The following is a 17,402-nucleotide window of genomic DNA, read 5'->3' on the forward strand; positions in this document are numbered from 1 at the left end:
CTAACGCTCATGCGCATAGGCATATTTGAAACTACTCATTTTGAAGTGGCGTACACGCTGATCAGGTTGTTCAACCTTCCGGGCAACCAGCTCACAGTTTTTTGCTATGCCCCCGCTGCAGAACAATTGAAATACCTTTTGAAAAATGAACAGCAGCATTTCGATTGGGTGATCAGGCCGGAAACCATGTCGAGAGCGCGCTTTGTAAGCATTATCAAAGAGGAGGTAAATAAGGCCGGTATTGAATTACTGTTGCTGGATTCGGTGGAAGACAATTTCGTCTACTATGCCCGGATGGTGCGTATGCTCCCGGGAGTAAGGACCATCCTCACGCTTCACGATGTCAACAATTATTTCGAATATCATCACAATGGTTCCCTGCGTCGTTTTGTAAGGAATTTCGGAAAAAAAAGACTGGTCAGGGCTGTGGATGAATTCACCGTGCTGAGTAGTACCATGGAAGATGCCCTTCGTTCCAAACTCCCTTCAGGAAAAATTGTGCGCAGCATACCGGGCGCCATCTTTGATGAATCTCGATACAGGCAACCGGGCAACATCGATGATGCCATACATATCGTGGTGCCGGGAACAGTAGATGAAAAAAGAAGGAATTACGATTCCGTTTTTGCATTACTGGAATCCTGTTATCAGCAAAATATAAAAGTGAAAATAACGCTGCTGGGCGGCATCTGTAATCCTTATGGTTTGCGGGTGCTGGCTAAGGCCAAAGCTTATGCGGCTTTACACGATAATCTGATATGGTATGAAACTGAAATAGTGGAACAGCCTGAGTTCGACAGGGTGATGCAGGGATCGCATTTCATCTTCTCACCCACCGTAATAGATACCGTGATCTTCGACGATGTGCAGGAACAGTATGGACTAACAAAATCATCCGGTAATGTGGGTGATATGATCCGCTTTGCCAGGCCGGCTATTATTCCGAAACACCTGCGTCTTTCACCTGAATTCTCTGCCTGTGTGATTCGTTATGAGCATATAATGGAAATCCCGGACCAGCTTTCACAGATCCGGGATAATCCTTCAAAATATATCATGTTCAGAGAGGCGGCGCATGTTTGTTCCCTGCAATTCAGGGCTGAGGTTTTATATACGCGCTATCCTGATCTGTTTATGGTAAACTCCTGATGATCGTTGCAAACTCTTCCGCATTGAGGGAAGCGCCGCCAACCAGTCCACCATCAACATCCGGACAGGCAAACAGTTCCTGCGCATTGCTGCCTTTTACGCTTCCGCCGTACAGAACGGGGATAACGTCAGCAACTGCTGCTCCATATTTACCTGCCAGCACACTTCGCAGGTAAGCATGGATCTCCTGCGCCTGTGCCGCTGTGGCTGTTTTGCCGGTACCGATGGCCCAGATGGGTTCATATGCGATCACGATAGTGGAGATCACTTCTGCGCTCAGGTGGAACAGTGATTCTTCCAGTTGTTTGGCAACATAACTGTTCTGTGTACCCGCTTCCCTGATCTCGAGTGGTTCGCCGCAGCAGAAGATGGGCGTGATGCCATTGGCCAGCAGAAGATCGAGCTTCTCTGCCAGCATCTGGTTGCTCTCCCGGAAATATTCGCGGCGTTCGCTATGGCCGATCAGGCTGTATTTGATATCGATGGATCTCAACATCTCCGCAGAAACCTCACCGGTATACGCACCTGATTTTTTGTTGTACACGTTTTGAGCAGATATGCTGTATCCTTTTTTCCCTTCCACTTTGGCATTGGCCATGATCAGGTAAGGAAATGGAACGGCAAAGATGGCCTGTTGATGATCTTTCAGCGCGATATTGGCGCCGAGAATATCCTGCAGCAGTTGTTCTCCCTGCTGATAGGTACAGTTCATTTTCCAGTTAGCTGCAGCTATTTTTTTCCGCATGTTCTTATGATATTTAATTGAGTTCGCTGTTATGATCCTTCAAAAATAGTCCGCAATCGTTTTATTTCCTCTTCTGTGAGTTGTTGATGTTTGAATTTTTTCCAGACTTCAATATCGGTGAGTGCTTTTTCGAATTCATATTTGCTCAGTCCCTTGTTGCCCCAGGTGAAGCTGGGTACAAATTTGGGAGGTATGCCTTCACCGAACACATTGGCGCAGATGCCCACTACAGTGCCGGTATAGAAAGATGTGTTGATGGCGGCGCGGGAATAATCGCCCATCAGCAGTCCGCATTTGATACCTGCGGCAAGGTATTGATTCGATGGCTGATGCCATACCTTCACATCAGAGGCATTGTTCTTCAGGTTTGAATTGGAAGTACCAGCGCCAAGATTGCACCATTCCCCCAGTACAGCATCACCCAGGTAACCATCATGCGCCTTGTTGGAATAGCCCATCATCACACTGTTCTTGATCTCTCCTCCTGCCACGCAGCCGGGACCGATAGTGGTGGCGCCGTATATCTTCGCTCCCATCTTAACTACCCCTTCTTCTCCCAATGCAAATGGACCGCGGACCAGGGAGCCTTCCATGATCTCTGCATTACTGCCGATATAAACCGGACCGGTAGACGCATTGAGAACACAATACTGGAGTTTGGCGCCGGGCTCGATGAAGATCTGTGAAGGATTGATGGTTTGAACAGTTTCCGGAACAAGATCTGAACTTCTGTCTGCTGTTATCAATTCAAAATCCTCCCTGATAGCCCAGTCATTGAATTGAAAGATATGCCAGGGATATTGTAAAATCCTTACAGATTCCCAGTCGGGCTGCCTGGGATTCGCTTTGAGCGATGCCACAAAAGCCCTTGTAGGAATCACATTGGCGGCAATGAGCTGTGATCCTTCAGGAAGTTCATTTGCCGAATCCGCCAGTTGCACCGGATACCCAAGCATTTTTTCCCATTTCTCGCGAATAGTAAGGATGCCAACCCGGATATCCGCCACAGAGCGGACCTGTGAAAAAGGAAACAATTGCTCCCGGACTTCCGATTCATTCAGATAAACCTGCATACGGGAAATGGAATGATTTGTTCGCCAATATTGGGCGCCCAAATGTAACGAGCAAAAGAGACGGGGCAAAAAAAATCCCCTTCCTGAGAACAGGAAAGGGAAAGTATAGCCATGAAAAACAAAAATGTTATCTTGAAATTAAGATTATTTTTTCTTTTCGTAACGCTTCTTGAACTTGTCAATTCTACCTGCTGTATCAACCAGTACATTCTGTCCGGTGAAGAAAGGGTGAGATGTAGAAGAAATCTCAAGCTTGATCAGCGGATACTCATTGCCATCTTCCCATTTCAGGGTCTCCTTACTGGGAGCGGTAGAGCGGCTGAGAAATGTTACGCCATTTGACATGTCCTTGAAAATAACAAACCGGTAATTGCCGGGGTGGAGTTCCTTTTTCATAAACTTTTGATTTAAAAGGTTGTACGGATTTTGCCGTACAAATAGAATTTGCAAAGCCGCAAAATTAATTCTATGCAGGCGCTCTGCCAAATTAAATTTATTCCCTGGTCTTTCCAATTTCCGGATGCAAATTCTGCAAATATTGATTTAGATCAAGATAGTGATTATCAGGTATAAAACTAATAAAAGACGGGAGAAAATGAGGGATTTGTAAATTAGAAAAGCATCGGATCTGATATATACTTGCTTTCGCTTATATACTTTTGAACCAATGCTTTTCGTAAACCGCCTTCTTTTTTCATTTTACTGAATTTTCCAGCGATTTTGTATACTAAAGATACGTTTCAGAGATTACGCATTCCAAATTTCAGGACCATCCGGTATGCACCAGTTCTGCACCTGGTTATGCACAAAGCGTATTAGCTACGCATATTCTCGTACTGGAGCGCCAGGCCCAGATCAGCCTCGCGGCAAAGCTTAATCACTTCCTGCAGGTCATCGATCTTTTTACCAGTCACCCTTACCATATCATCATTGATGCTCGCCTGCACCTTCAGTCCTGAATCCTTGATCAGCTTCACGATCTTTTTGGCATCTTCCTGCTTCAGTCCATTCCTGACACTCACTTCCTGTTTCTGGTATTTGCCGCTGTGGTAAGAATCCTTGCTGAGGTCGAACGCCTGCGGCGCAATGCCCTGCTTGTGCGCCCTGCTGATGAGCACATCTACGATCTGGCGTAGCTTCATATCATCATCGGCTTCCAGTTTGATCTTGTACTCTTTTTTATCGAGGTCGATCACAACATGGGAGTTTTTGAAATCGAAACGGTTGGTGATCTCTTTGGTGACCACATTAACTGCATTGTCCAGCATCTGGGCGTCTACTTTGCTGACGATATCGAATGAAGGCATAAGAACAAATTTGTGCAAATCTAAGATCAAATCATTTCAATATGTCATTCAATTTTTCTTCCAGTTGTTGAGATCGCAGGTTCTTTGCGATGATCACACCATTGGGATCTACCAGGAAATTCTGGGGCACTGCCCTGATATCATACATCCTGGCAACTTCACCCTTCCCTCCTTTCAGATCGCTTGCATGCAGCCATTTCAGGCCATCTTCCCTGATAGCTTTCAGCCAGGGGGCTTTCTGCGAGTCTATCGATACTCCCATGATCTGGAATCCCCTGTTGCCGAATTTTTCATAAGCCTTCACCAGGTAAGGATTTTCCTGCCGGCAAGGCCCGCACCAGCTGGCCCAGAAATCAACCAGTACATATTTCCCTTTTAGTGAAGAAAGAGAAATGGGAATACCTGAAGTATCGTTCAACACAAAGTCCATGGCCGGCTGACCGATGGCGGTCTTTTTTGCGATCTCCAGTCTTGCTTCCATTGCCTTTGCTGAAGCCGTTTTCCTGAGACGCTCACTGAGGGTGTAGAAAAGTGGACCGAATTTCTCATAGTCGATAATGGCGCTCTGTTCTTTTACAAGATCAAGGCTCAGGTAAGAATCAGGATAGTCGGCCACAAATGCAGCTTTCTTTACACGCATATCTGCATATATATCGTGATAGGCTTTCTGGAATCTCCGAACAATTTCATCAGTTCTTCCGAAACCTTTCGCCATGCTATCCATGATCAGCGCCACCTTATCATTGTCTTCTTTCAGACGCTTCTGCAAGGCTATGAAGTCTGTTTGACCGGGACCTCCTTTGATGACTGCATCTTCCAGCTTTCCGCTGGTGCTGATGGTGATCTTACCGGGCTCCAGGAACAGTTCTGTATAATCGGAATCCTGATGTTCGTCTGCGTTCGTATTGACCACTTTCAGAAATCCTTTTACCGGCTCAGCCAGCTCACCTGTGATGGTGAACTTTCCTTTCTTAACAATGGCTGAGTCTGCGTGATAACCGCTTCCTTTCTGATAAGTAAGCATCAGCTTTGCACCTTCTGCCTTCTTTCCTAATTTTCCTTTAAGTGAGAACTTTTGTGCCGTTGCATTGCAAACAATCAACAGAACCAACAATTGTATTATCCAGATCCTTTTCATCATTTCCATTTTTCTTCTTTTACAGATTATATCCTTCGTTCTGCTTCAGGTTTGGATTCCTCACCAGTTCCGAGTTGGGAAAAGGAAGAATCAGTTTTGTATCCGGTTGCCCTTTGGATGTAAGCCAGCTAATGGCTTTGCCAAACCGCTTCATGTCCTGCCAGCGAAGTCCTTCGCCCACAAATTCTTTCCTGCGCTCCCATTCGATGGCATCCAGGAACGCATTGGCATCGGCGAAATCACCTGTGTTTTTCGCGGAGAGGTTTCTTTTTTGTCTGAGCTCGTTGAAGCGCGAAACATTCACCACTCCGTTTCGGGCGTCCACTTCAGCTGAGATCAGGTAGGCCTCGCTAAGCCTGATCATTGGATATACTACAAATGCATTGGCAGTTTGCAAAGTGTCTGTAGAGAATTTCATGAGGTAGGTCACCACCTTGCCTGCGCTACTGGCAAATTGTTCTTTCAGCATTATTGCGCGTGCATCCCCTGGTTCGTAAGCATTCACGAGATCAGGATTAAGCCAGGTTTGTCCATTACCGGTAGCTCCGTTTGGTCTTCTGTAAGGCAGGCCGGGACTGAACAAACCGAACATTCCTGCACGATCATAGCCATAAGTGGCGGGTCCATCCACCACGCGGAAGAGGATCTCTTTATTGCCGGAATTCCCGTATCTGAAATTGCTGGTGAAGTCTTCGGAGAGAGCCGTTGCCGGGGAGCCGATCACCAGTTCTGCATATTTCCTGGCTTCTATTTTTTCTCCTCTGTTCAGGTGTACTCTTGCTCTCAGCAACTGCACTGCTTCCTTAGACATGGCATTGGCAGTGGAGAAGGATGGCAGGAGATTTTCCGCATCAGTGAGATCAGTGAAAATGCGGGCATATACTTCTTCTTCCGTGTTCTTCGGGCGTTTGAGCTCGGCAGGATCTTCACTGGCGCCCAGTGTGATCACCACTCCCCTGTATGCCTGTACCAGCCTGAAATAGCAGAATGCGCGGATGGCAAGTGCTTCGCCCAGTTCTTTGTTCATGCTGGTGATGTTGCGTGATCTGAGATAATTGATAACGAAATTGGCATTACCGATAGCAGTATACGCAGCTGTATAGTGTGAACCGTTACCGAAACCATCGCCGGGGTTCACATTGCAGGCCTCATAGCTTTGCGGGTTGTACATGGTGGATGTACCTCCCTGAATGGAGATCACATCATCTGCATAGATATCCCAGATGGGATAGGTTTGATTACTGATGCCCTGGATCTTTGAATAGGCGCCGTTCACCAGCATTGGTATATCGGCAGGCCTGATCTGGTTCTCACCAATGCTCATATCCGGATAGGGATCGTCCAGCATTTTGCTGCAGGAAGAAAATAAGCAGCAGAAGAATACGCATATATTTATGGGGAAGAAATATCTCCGTTTCATTTCTATTATTTTTTCAGTTTATAAAGTGACATCAATTCCGAATGCGATGGTCCTTGGGATAGGCACGAAGGAATATTGAATTCCGGTTTCGATCCCCACCTCAGGATCGGCCAGTTTCAGGTTCCTGTTCTTGATCACGAAAACATTTTGGAATGATGTATACAAACGAATAGCAGGGATACCGGCTTTCTTCAGCAGTTTTTCGTCGAACTGATAAGAGAGGGTCACGTTCCTCAGGCGCAGGTATGATGCATCGAAAAGATAATGGGTGGAAGGCAGCGTGTTCCAGTCTTCGGTCTGGCCTGCACCATGTGGTCCCACGATGGCGCGTGGATAGTAACTGTTGTCTCCGGGCTTTGACCATCTTTCAGTCGCATACTCGGGCCTGTTAGCCATTACGCCAGACCAATCGATGCTGTACACACGGCTGTACTGATCGTCAAGATTATACAGTTTATTGCCTACGCTGAAAGTGAAGCTGGCATTCAGAGAGAAGCCATACCAGTTGGCGCCGAGGTTGAAGCCTCCGGAAAGTTTCGGTTGTGCCACAGGGATATAGTCCTGATCTGCTGCGCTTATCTTTCCATCCTTGTTCCTGTCTTCATACATCAGATCGCCGGTGTTGGGATCCACGCCCAGCGACTTGTACAAACGTAGGGAGCCAACTGATTGTCCCTTCTTCACAAAAGGCATAGGACCGCCAGGCATAAAATATCCGTATCCCATGATGGAGTCCCTGAGATAAAGGATCTTGTTCCTGTTGAAGTTCAGCGCCACGCCTGCATTCCAGGAGAACTGATCTCTGCTTGTGGCCTTGCTGTTGTAAGTAAGTTCCAGGTCCACACCCTTGTTCTGAACCGTTCCGAGGTTTCCTTTCTGTGATGAGTAACCGCCGGAGGACAAAGGTGTGTTCAGGGTTGTCAACAGACCATCCGTTCTTTTCTGGTAGAACTCCAGGGTCATGGAGAGCTTGTTGTTCAGGAATCTTGCTTCGATGCCCGCATCCACCTGTTTTGTTCTTTCCCAGTTGAGATCGCGGTTGCCGCGGATGCTGTTGAGTTGCAAAGTTGGTCTTCCCAGGTAGGTACCGGTGTTCACCATATCAGCGAAATCGAAATAACCAAGTGTGCGGATATTACCGGTAAGGCCAATGCCTGATTTCAGTTTGAGGAAAGAGATAAAGGAATTCCTGCCGAAGAATGCTTCATCGGAAACGATCCAGCCTGCAGAGAGGGCCGGGAACCAGGAGTACCTGTTTTTTGCGATCAGCTTGGAAGTACCGTCGCGACGCATACTCGCGCTGAGCAAATATTTATTATCCCAGCTAAGGTTGGTACGCATGAAATAGGATTCACCTGCTTCGGAATACGTGCGGTTCTCATACATATTGCTTCCATAGGACGAACCATTACCAGGATACCAGAGTCCCTCACTTGAGGGGAATCCAAAAATGGAAAAACCTGTGGTTGTAAGTTTGTTCTGATAATACTCCTGCCCCAGCAGGATATCCCCACGAAGGCTGCTAACAGCCAGCTGATAGGTAAGCGTGTTATTGAAAGTATATTGAAGACCGCTGCTTCCGCTATTGTTATGCTGTCCACCATTGTATTGACCATACAGAGAGAAGGGACTATAGAAGCCGATGGTGCCGGATTGGCTTCTCACTCCGGCCAGTGTAGATTTGAAAGTGAGCCCGGGCATCAGCGTGATTTCACCGAAAGCATTACCCAGGTAATTCCAGTTCCTGGTAACCAGGCTGGTTTGGTAATTCCCTGCCAATGGATGGGTGGTTAATTCGATCCAATATCCCACAGTTCCATCGGGGTTGAAAGGAATGGAGTCCGGCATATCCGGGCGTGCGCCAAAAGCGTCTATCAATGGAGAACTAAGGTCTTTACTTTCGGAAAGCGATACATTCAGGTCCGCTCCTATCTTCAACCATTTGTTCACTTTCTGTGTGAGCGCCAGCTTGCCTGAATAGCGGCTGAAACGGCCACGGCCGATGGTATTTTCTTCAGAATATTTCCCGAAAGAAAAGTAATAGGTATTGTTGAGGTTGCCGCCGGAGAGGCTTGCCTGAATGTTTTGTGTAACGGCATTTTTGTTGGTGATCTTTTTCACCCAGTCGTTTTCATAAACGCCGTTCGCTGTGCCCAGTTTGAAAGCATTGATCTCGTATTCGAGCAGGTCTTTTTCATCCTGAAGAACTTGTATCCTGCCTGGTGTGAGTCCGCCGCCATTCAACAGTTTATCGATATCCCCGATCCTGTTCTGCCGGGCTTCCTTGAAAGAGGATTCATATTGCTGATTGTTCATGGCCCTGTAACCAAGAGTTGAGTTGGTAAGTCCATAATACGAATTCACGTTCACCGTAGACCTGCTGTTTGCTTTTCCTCTTTTGGTAGTGATCAGGATCACACCCTGTGCGCCCCTGGCGCCATAGATAGCAGAGGAAGAAGCATCTTTCAATACTTCTATGCTTTCTATATCCTGGGGATTGATATTGCTGAAATTGAAATTGGGCGCATTGGTGGTGACGGTGCCCGCTCCGGCATCAACAATCAATCCATCCACCACAATCAACGGACTGATATTGGAGCTGTTGATGGTTTGAACGCCACGGATACTGAAATTGGGTTGAGAGCCTGGCGTGCCATCGAATCCTCTCACCTGCAGACCTGCTACACGGCCCTGCATGGCATTGAATACATTTCCTGTGATATTCTCTTCGGCCTTCAGCTCCGTAACTTTGGCAATGGAACCGGTAACATTCCTTCTGCTTTGCGTGCCGTAACCCACCACCACGGTTTGATCCATGCTGGTGACGGCTAATTTCAGATGTACGGTATAATTGGTTGCTGAACCGAGTTTGAGTTCCTGTGTGGTATATCCAACAAAGCTGATCACCAGCACTTGTCCGGGCTCAGCTGCAATTACGAAATTACCCTGCGCATCTGTAGTTGTTCCAAGGCCCGTTCCTTTTACTGCAATGTTCACTCCTTCGAGTGGCAGTTTTTTATCATCGGCCAGCACACGGCCTCTGATTACGGCGGCCTCCTGGAATACCTGTAGCAGCGAAACAGGTTTCCGGGTAATGGCAATTACTTTATCGATAATGGAATATCGGAGAGGTTGCCCCTGGAAACAGATGTCCAGCGCCTGTTTCAATGGCATATTCCTGATATCCACAGTAACCGGACTGGATTCTTCCAGCGTGTTCTTATCCCAGATGAATTCAAAACCCGTTTGGATACGGATCTTCTCAAACACCTGTTTCATGGGAATATCTTTTCCGGACAGCGTAACGGTTTGCGCTTTGCCGTTCCCGTAGGTGGTCATCAAAGAAACGAGGAGCAATACACCAATCATTTTCATGATCAAGATCGTTTTGGTTAGCCGGTCACTCCATGGATACATCCATTTCAGACCTCTCCCAACAGTCCTTTGGGACACGGGAGATCTCATACGCATAAAATGCATAACTTTATTTTCGTTTAGGTTAATAAAAACTATACGGTTCGCCTCTCAACTCGTTCCGTACAGTGGGTTACAAACTCGTTAGCCTTACAGAACCGCCCGGGTACCAACCGGTGCGGTTTTTTTAAGGCCATTATTTCGATGCTCTGATGGTGAGCAGTTTTCCATTCAGTTCAAATTCAACGCCTGCCACTACTTTCAGGATCTCCAGCACTTTCTGCAATTCTATTTCGCGGGTGAAGCCTCCTTCCAGTTCTTTATCCGGGATATTGCCTTCATAGTTCAGTTCCACATCGTACCATCTGGCCAGTTCATTCATGATGCTGCGGAAATTGCCGTTGAAGGAAAACCGTTTCTCCTTCCAGGCGAGTACATGGTTCAGGTCAGCTGACCGTATCACTTTGGGCTTTCCGGTTTTTGCGTTGTAAATCCATTGCTCACCCGGGCTGAGCAATACGCCATTGCTGTCCGATGCCAGGCGCATTTTAACGGCCCCCTCCACCAGGGTGGCTTTTAGCGCTCCATTATCTGCATAGGAATTGATATTGAAACCTGTTCCCAATACCAGTAATACAAAATCACTACCCTGTACAACAAATGGACGGGCTGCATTCTTTTTCACATCGATATATACCTCTCCTGTTATTTCCACTTTTCTTTCTGGTCCGGTGAATGCAACAGGAAAGCGGATACTCGATGCAGCATTCAGCCAAACTTTACTGCCATCCGGCAGGCTCATCTGGAACTGACGCCCCCTGGGTGTTGACATAGTATTGTATGCGGGCTCACGCCTGCCTGCTTCTTTCGGATCGTATGAGAGCCTGCCGTTCTCCATCATCACATCACTGCCATTCTGATGCGCTACCAGTCCGTTGCCCAGACTGTCCAGCACCACCTGTCTGCCATCAGATAAAGTAAGAATGGCGCCATTATCACCAGGCGGCAGATCTTCTTTAGCTGCGATTGTAGTATTGCTTTGGGCAGGCTGCGGCGCCTTGTTCCTCCACAGGTACAATCCACCAACAGCAAACAAGAACAATGAAGCTGCTACCCAGATCCAGCGTTTGACTGTCATCCTTCGAACAACTGCCTGTCTGCTATTTTCTTCTTTCAGTTTAAGCATCAGGCTGCTTACCATTTCATCAACATCGTGATCGCCTTTTTCAATGTTGCGGGGATCTGTAAATGCATCCTGCAGCAAGCCGTCCAATACAGCGCGGTATTCAGGCTGGCTGAAATATGATCTCAACTGTTCCAGCTCGGCAAGCGTGGCCGTTCCCTGCAGGTATTTCTCCCATAATATTTTAACCGTAATCCCGGTCATGATGAAAGGTTTAATTAAATACAGGACGGAAAACAAGCGAGGGGGTAAGACAGACTGACGAAAAAAAATCAATAGAAAAATTTACCGAGGAGGAATACCAGCAGCAAAGGGTTGTCACTGGCATATTTGGAGAGATAATGACGGATGTCTTTAAGTGCTCTTACAATATAGGTTTTGGAGCTTACTTCGGAGATGCCGAGCAGCACTGCAATTTCTTTATGGCTTTTTCCTCCAAACCTGTGCAGCTCGAAGACCTGCCTCGTTTTTTCAGGTAATGACCGTATTGCTGCAGCTACAGTCTGCTCCAGCTCTTTCAGTTCGAGGCCGGCAATTGGATGATGAATGGAATCTTCTGTGAAGTAATCGGAGAGGTTCTGGAAATTAGAGGAATGGAACACTTTTTTCTCCATGAAGTCCATCACGAGATTCCGCGCGGAAACATAAATATAAGCTCTGATATTTTCTACCTCCGGCAGTTTATTCCTGTTGTTCCAGAGTTTGATGAACATTTCCTGTGCAAGGTCTTTGGCCTGTTCGGGAGATTTGGTTATGCGTACAGCCGTGCCGTAAACCTGTGGCCAGTGAAGCTTTGTCAATTCCGCGAAACTTGTTTCATCGCCTGCTGCTATCTTCAATAGCAGTTCTTGCTCGTCATATGTACGGTTAGGTGGCAGTGGGTGCGGATTGGCTGGTGAAGGCGCAAACTACACTAAAAATCGCAAAGGCAGCTAACCGCTAAACACTTGCTCAATGGCAAAAACAATTACCTAGCACAAAAAAGAAGCCCCCCATGGAAATGGGGGGCGTTAACCAAAACTAACTGCTTATGAGAAAAACTGTATGACTGTATTATGACTTTGTTCTGTTTTTTTGTACTGCTTGCGCAAGTACATATATATGACGCTTGAAGGGCCGATAAGTTTCGCTGGTTACTGTTAAAGATTTTGTAAAGGGCCCTGTTGAAACAGGACCCGTTGTTTTTCAAACTATTAATTAAAACAAAAATTGACTGCTACTCTCCTGTACGCACACGGTTCTGTTCCTCACTGCTGCTGCGTTTGCGCTGATTGTTATTGTTCATTTGTTTCCCGAAACGATAATTGAAATTGATACTCACCACACGATTATCCCTGGTGTTCCTGAATGTGGCATCGGTATCATTGAAGCTCATTTTACCATTGACAATTTGTGTGAAGAAGAGATCACGAACAGAAAGTTTGATCGTTCCCTTTTTATTCAGGACCTGTTTGCCTACCGCCAGATCCACCCTGCCCATCGGCTCCAGCATGATCTGCCCTTCTACCTGCCTGCTGCTCCACCAGCCACTGATCTCTGCACTCCATCCTTTCTCGAAACGGAACTGGTTGTTGATTTTTGCAAAAATGTTAGCGCGACTGATATTGATCTCGCTTCCTCCGTTCCAGCCTTTGTATTCATTGTAACCATAGTTCACATAAACATTGGTGCTGTACCATTTGGTCACCTGCCATTGCAGGTTCATGGATCCGCCAACGAATCTCTTCTTACCGATATTTCCTCTCGTTACGATAGTGGCGAGACTGTCTTTTCCATTGCCTCCCCTTGCCTGCTGGAAGAGTTCGTTCATTACGTCGCGGGTTTCACTGTACTGGAATGAGGTAGTGAGCATGCCATTCCAGATATGGTTCAATTCAAAATTGCTTGCATATTGAGGACGAAGGAATGGATTGCCCCTGCCATAAGTGAACTTGTCGATAAAGAACATGAAAGGATTCATGTCCTGGTAAGCGGGTCTTTCGATCCTCCTGCCGAAGGACAGTCCGAACTGGTGTTTCTTCACAGGTGCATAGCTGAGGTAGAAAGTTGGAAAAAGGCTGTTGTAAGAATTGGTGAAAGATGAGTCGGATTTTGTGGGATTGCCATACTGGAATCCTTTATAATTGGTATTCTCATAACGGAGCCCTGCCTGTACGCCCCATTTATCATCGAACTTGTGATTAAAATTGATATAGGCAGCATTGATGTTCTCTTTGTAATCGAAGAAGTTTGTTTTGTCGTAATCAATGATATAAGCTACGCCATGTCCATTTTGACTTCCGTTGAAATAATTCGCCTTGCTGTCGTTGGTCACATAGCCTGTTTTGGCCCCTGCTTCAAAACGGGTACTCTTGTTTAACGGATGGGTATAGTCGAATCTGGCTGTCTTGATGGTGATCTCGGCAGGGAGATCGCCTTTCAGGAAGTCCTGGTTCATGAGTTCACCCGCAGTGTTCCTGCTGGTATTGATGAAGAATTGATCATTGGATGCCCTGTATGTGATGTAATCCAGGTCAACAGTAAGCTCACGGCCTGAAGTATCGAACTGGTGACGAAAATTGAGATTGATGCTTCTGTTCTCCCATTGTTCTTTCGTATCTGAGTCTGCGTCTACTGAAGAGTCGGGTACACCGGCTGCATTCTTCAGCCAGCTGGTATTTTCTCCAATCGCGTCTCGCTGGTTGATGAATCCTGAAAGCACAAAACCTACTGTGGTGGATTTGCTCAGGAAGATGTCCATTCCGAGTTTCAGGTTATGATTAAGAAATTTCCTGCGGTTGTAGCTCAACTGGTCAATCATGCCGGTCATTTCAGAGTGCTCCTTGTTCCAATAATCGCGGTGGATATCAAGTTGCTGGAAATTGATGGTGCGATCAAATCCGTAATTGGCAAAGAGATTGAATTTGGCATCCCTGTAATTAAGGCTTACACTTTCCCATGTTTTGAAATATTTCCCCTGTCCCGCTCCCAGGTTCACCGAGCCATTGAAGCCGCGGGCTTTGTTCTTCTTTGTTTTGATATTGATGATACCTGAGTTGCCGGAAGCATCATATTTGGCCGGAGGATTGGTCATGATCTCGATCTGGTCCAGTTGTGAACTCTGCATGCCGCGGAGCATATTTGCCAGGTCAGCGGCACTGAGATAGCTGGGTCTTCCATCGATCAATACCATCACCCCTTGTTTCCCTTTGAGGCTGATATTGCCGTCTTTGTCCACCTGCACCCCGGGCGATTTCTCCAGAACATCCAGGGCATTGGTGCCGATATTGCTGATAGTGGCGTCCACGTTCACCACGGTGCGGTCAATCTTTTGTTCCACCGCCGGCCTGCTGGCCACAACAGTAACACTGATCAGTTCTTTGGATTCAGCAGTCAATGTGATTGCAGGCAATTGAATATCAATATTCTTGTAAGTAATATCGAATATTTTAGAATAGGTAGTTTTATGACCGGTAGCGGATACCTGCAGGAAGAACCGGCCTGCAGGTAATCCTCCTACCAGGAAGCGCCCCGATTTGTCTGTGGCTTTCATGGCTATGGAGCTGGAATCGGAATGCTTCAGAATGGCAACCGTGGCGGCGGCCAGCGGCGCCTGCTTGTTGTCGAGCACCTTTCCGGAAACCTTGCCGGTCTGTGCAAAGGCTATACTGGTGGTTGTAAAGATCAAGGCGATTGTCAGGATTGGAACGTGTAGCTTTCTCATGGCTGTTTGTATAATGTTCAATACTTTGTTTTAAATATTACGATTCAAAAGTAAGTACTATGTGTTGCATAGTACAGGGTATTGGGCTGAATGGTTGATAAATCTGATCACCGGAAATAACAGGGAATGATTGTTTGACGTGTGGATCTTTAAAAAGGTTACAAGGGGCGGTTAAAGGGGCTATTGTTACGGTCTGTGAAACGAACCGGCACAGTTGGAAGAGGATTGGGCGGAGGTTGGTTGGGTTGGGCAATTGAATAATACCAGGCCCCTTCGCTTACGTTTCAAAGGCCCGTAGCCAATACCCCTTTAACCTGATGGGTCGAAGGTGCGGCTCCCAGGAGTTGAGTGAAGGCGGCTATAAGATAACGGCGGAAAAGTAGTATGATAGTAGTGAGAATGTAGTAAGATAGGCCTGTAGTAAACCGGGATAGTACTGAGATGGTACTAGATGGTAGCTGGAGTGTACTGAAGGGTCTAAATCGACTTAAGGACGATGGGTTTATTGGCTGTTGTTGAATGTATGGGATTTGTTTCCGTCAATTTAATTAATCAGTTAGGTGTAGATTGAAGCGCGGAATGCTTTTCTTGTTTTTGAAATAACAGTGGTAAATAATTGATATTCATATAGTTAAATTTGAGTGGTACGGATTTTGTTCTTCTAAGTGTTTAATATTCAATTGTTTAGAGTTGCCGGATTGCTGGTTTATTGGGGAGGAATTGCCTGTTAGTGGCTGGGGAATGGCTGCCGGAGGTATGCAGGGGTTACCAAAGGGGTATCAGGGAGTGCTGAGGGAGGCAATGGGGAGTCTGGGTAAAAGAATTGGTGAGTAAGGCTAGTGTATGGTTAGGGTGAGTTGAGGGCAAAAAAAATGACCGGCTTCCGGGGCCGGCCATTGAGTTATTTTTCAGTCAGGCGATCAGGCAGTGGTCTTTTTCTTACGGTTTACATAAAAATAAAGTGCAAGTCCGGCAATCACCAGTCCGGTGGAGATCAGTTCTGCCTGGGTAGGATGGATCCATCCAAAATCGTATTTGGTGTTGACGCGGATCTTTTCAACCAGGAAACGTTCAATGCCATTCACGATCAGGTATACAGCAAACATGCTGCCGGGAGCGGATAAACGCTTGCGGAAAGCCCAGAGCAGGAAGAAGAAGATCAGGCAAACTACAGTTTCATAGAAAGGCGTGGGAAATACAGGAACAGGCAGATGGCTGCAATACTGTTCATCCACACAGCCGGGAATGGTTATACCTTCGTTGATCACGTTGTGCGGATAGCTGTAAGCTACCATCCAGTCGGGTAGCCAGGATGGCGCCACTGCGGAAGTGTGGGGAACCTGGTCGAGACTGGTTACACCTACGGATTTGAATGTTTTGAGATAAAAATTGCTGTTGGATTCAAGCGCCTGTTTGAAGGTGCTGGTGTCGGCCAGTACAGCCTTGCTGTCGGGGCCGGTAACGTAAGCGCTGTTGAGAATGCCCCAGTCGCCATCTCCGGCCACCTGGCATCCAATTCGTCCTACTGCGTAAGCCAGGAGCAGTCCGGGGGCAGCGGCATCTGCAAGGTGCTTGAAACCGATATTATGTTTCTTTCCGTAATAATAGATTGCAGCAGCGGCGCAGATCAGGCCGCCATAGAAAGTGAGGCCGCTGAATGAAAGCAGGGCTTCAATGGGATTCTTTACGAAATCATCCCAGTTCTCTAAATTATGGAAGATCTTGGCGCCGAGGAATCCGAAGAAAGCTGCGTAGATCACGAGGTCTCCTACCCTGTCGTGTGGCCAGATGCGGATGGTGCGTTCTTCGGGCTTTTCCAGTTTTTGTTTATTCTTTTCCCACCATTTCAATCCGGCAAAGAGGATACCTAATGCAAGACCTACTGGAAAATTTCCTTCACCGGAAAAAATGAATGCCTGCGGGTCAGCGCTTTGTTCCTTGTCGGCCAGGAATAATCCGATGATCTTATAGCCAAGAATAAAACCAAGAATGAAATTGAGTAGCAACTCAGCCAGCGATGCAGGCTTTCCTACTGTTATCTTCACTTCTTTGCCTGTGAGTAAACCAGCCCTCTCTTTTCTTTTCAGTTCCTGCGTTAGCACCCAGGCAGCAGCCAGGAAAGCCAGGGCTACAAAGAAGCCGAACGAGTTAACGAACCTGAGACCGGGAAGATTAAGCCCAAATATGTCTTTGAACGCATAGTAAAGGTTAGGATACATGCCGTTTTGATGAGTTGTAATTAGAGGGTTGTGATGTGTTTGATCTGCAAT

12 protein-coding genes are annotated in these 17,402 nt (G+C 46.8%); 1 reads left to right on the top strand and 11 read right to left on the bottom strand.

Features of this window, described 5'->3' with window-relative positions:
• Positions 1-9 precede the first annotated feature (9 nt).
• Positions 10-1,149 (top strand): glycosyltransferase family protein, encoded by a 1,140-nt coding sequence (locus D9Y29_RS15325; RefSeq protein ID WP_127129700.1) that lies wholly within the window; start codon positions 10-12, stop codon positions 1,147-1,149.
• On the opposite strand, the gene tpiA is transcribed toward D9Y29_RS15325, so the two are convergent.
• The 11 genes from tpiA to D9Y29_RS15380 form a co-directional block, all read right to left on the bottom strand.
• Positions 1,133-1,894 carry a triose-phosphate isomerase gene (gene tpiA, locus D9Y29_RS15330; RefSeq protein ID WP_127129702.1) on the bottom strand — a complete coding sequence of 254 codons (762 nt, stop codon included), beginning with the start codon at positions 1,892-1,894 and terminating at the stop codon, positions 1,133-1,135. The genes D9Y29_RS15325 and tpiA overlap by 17 nt on opposite strands.
• 29 nt (positions 1,895-1,923) lie before the next feature.
• Entirely contained in the window at positions 1,924-2,967 is a 1,044-nt protein-coding gene (locus D9Y29_RS15335; RefSeq protein WP_127129704.1) for a putative sugar nucleotidyl transferase, read from the bottom strand.
• Between the two features lie 144 nt (positions 2,968-3,111).
• Positions 3,112-3,363: a type B 50S ribosomal protein L31 gene (locus D9Y29_RS15340; protein ID WP_127129706.1), complete on the bottom strand. Its 252-nt coding sequence runs from the start codon at positions 3,361-3,363 to the stop codon at positions 3,112-3,114.
• A 419-nt stretch (positions 3,364-3,782) separates the two neighbouring features.
• On the bottom strand, positions 3,783-4,274 hold the full coding sequence (locus D9Y29_RS15345) for a YajQ family cyclic di-GMP-binding protein (RefSeq protein WP_127129708.1): 492 nt from the start codon (positions 4,272-4,274) through the stop codon (positions 3,783-3,785).
• 31 nt (positions 4,275-4,305) lie between these two features.
• Positions 4,306-5,421 carry a TlpA disulfide reductase family protein gene (locus D9Y29_RS15350; protein WP_127129710.1) on the bottom strand — a complete coding sequence of 372 codons (1,116 nt, stop codon included), beginning with the start codon at positions 5,419-5,421 and terminating at the stop codon, positions 4,306-4,308.
• Between the two features lie 10 nt (positions 5,422-5,431).
• Entirely contained in the window at positions 5,432-6,832 is a 1,401-nt protein-coding gene (locus tag D9Y29_RS15355) for a RagB/SusD family nutrient uptake outer membrane protein (protein WP_127129712.1), read from the bottom strand.
• An 18-nt stretch (positions 6,833-6,850) separates the two neighbouring features.
• Positions 6,851-10,207, bottom strand: a complete 3,357-nt coding sequence (locus D9Y29_RS15360) for a TonB-dependent receptor (RefSeq protein WP_164735424.1) — start codon at positions 10,205-10,207, stop codon at positions 6,851-6,853.
• A 235-nt stretch (positions 10,208-10,442) separates the two neighbouring features.
• Positions 10,443-11,633, bottom strand: coding sequence for a FecR family protein (locus D9Y29_RS15365; RefSeq protein WP_127129716.1), 1,191 nt, complete (start codon positions 11,631-11,633; stop codon positions 10,443-10,445).
• Between the two features lie 68 nt (positions 11,634-11,701).
• Positions 11,702-12,268: an RNA polymerase sigma factor gene (locus D9Y29_RS15370; protein ID WP_164735425.1), complete on the bottom strand. Its 567-nt coding sequence runs from the start codon at positions 12,266-12,268 to the stop codon at positions 11,702-11,704.
• Positions 12,269-12,645: 377 nt separating this feature from the next.
• Positions 12,646-15,132, bottom strand: coding sequence for an outer membrane beta-barrel family protein (locus D9Y29_RS15375; RefSeq protein WP_127129720.1), 2,487 nt, complete (start codon positions 15,130-15,132; stop codon positions 12,646-12,648).
• Positions 15,133-16,052: 920 nt separating this feature from the next.
• Positions 16,053-17,351 carry a prolipoprotein diacylglyceryl transferase gene (locus D9Y29_RS15380; protein ID WP_127129722.1) on the bottom strand — a complete coding sequence of 433 codons (1,299 nt, stop codon included), beginning with the start codon at positions 17,349-17,351 and terminating at the stop codon, positions 16,053-16,055.
• Between the last annotated feature and the right edge of the window lie 51 nt (positions 17,352-17,402).

It is taken from the genome of Pseudoflavitalea rhizosphaerae (genome assembly GCF_003991355.1).
Classification (GTDB): domain Bacteria; phylum Bacteroidota; class Bacteroidia; order Chitinophagales; family Chitinophagaceae; genus Pseudobacter; species Pseudobacter rhizosphaerae.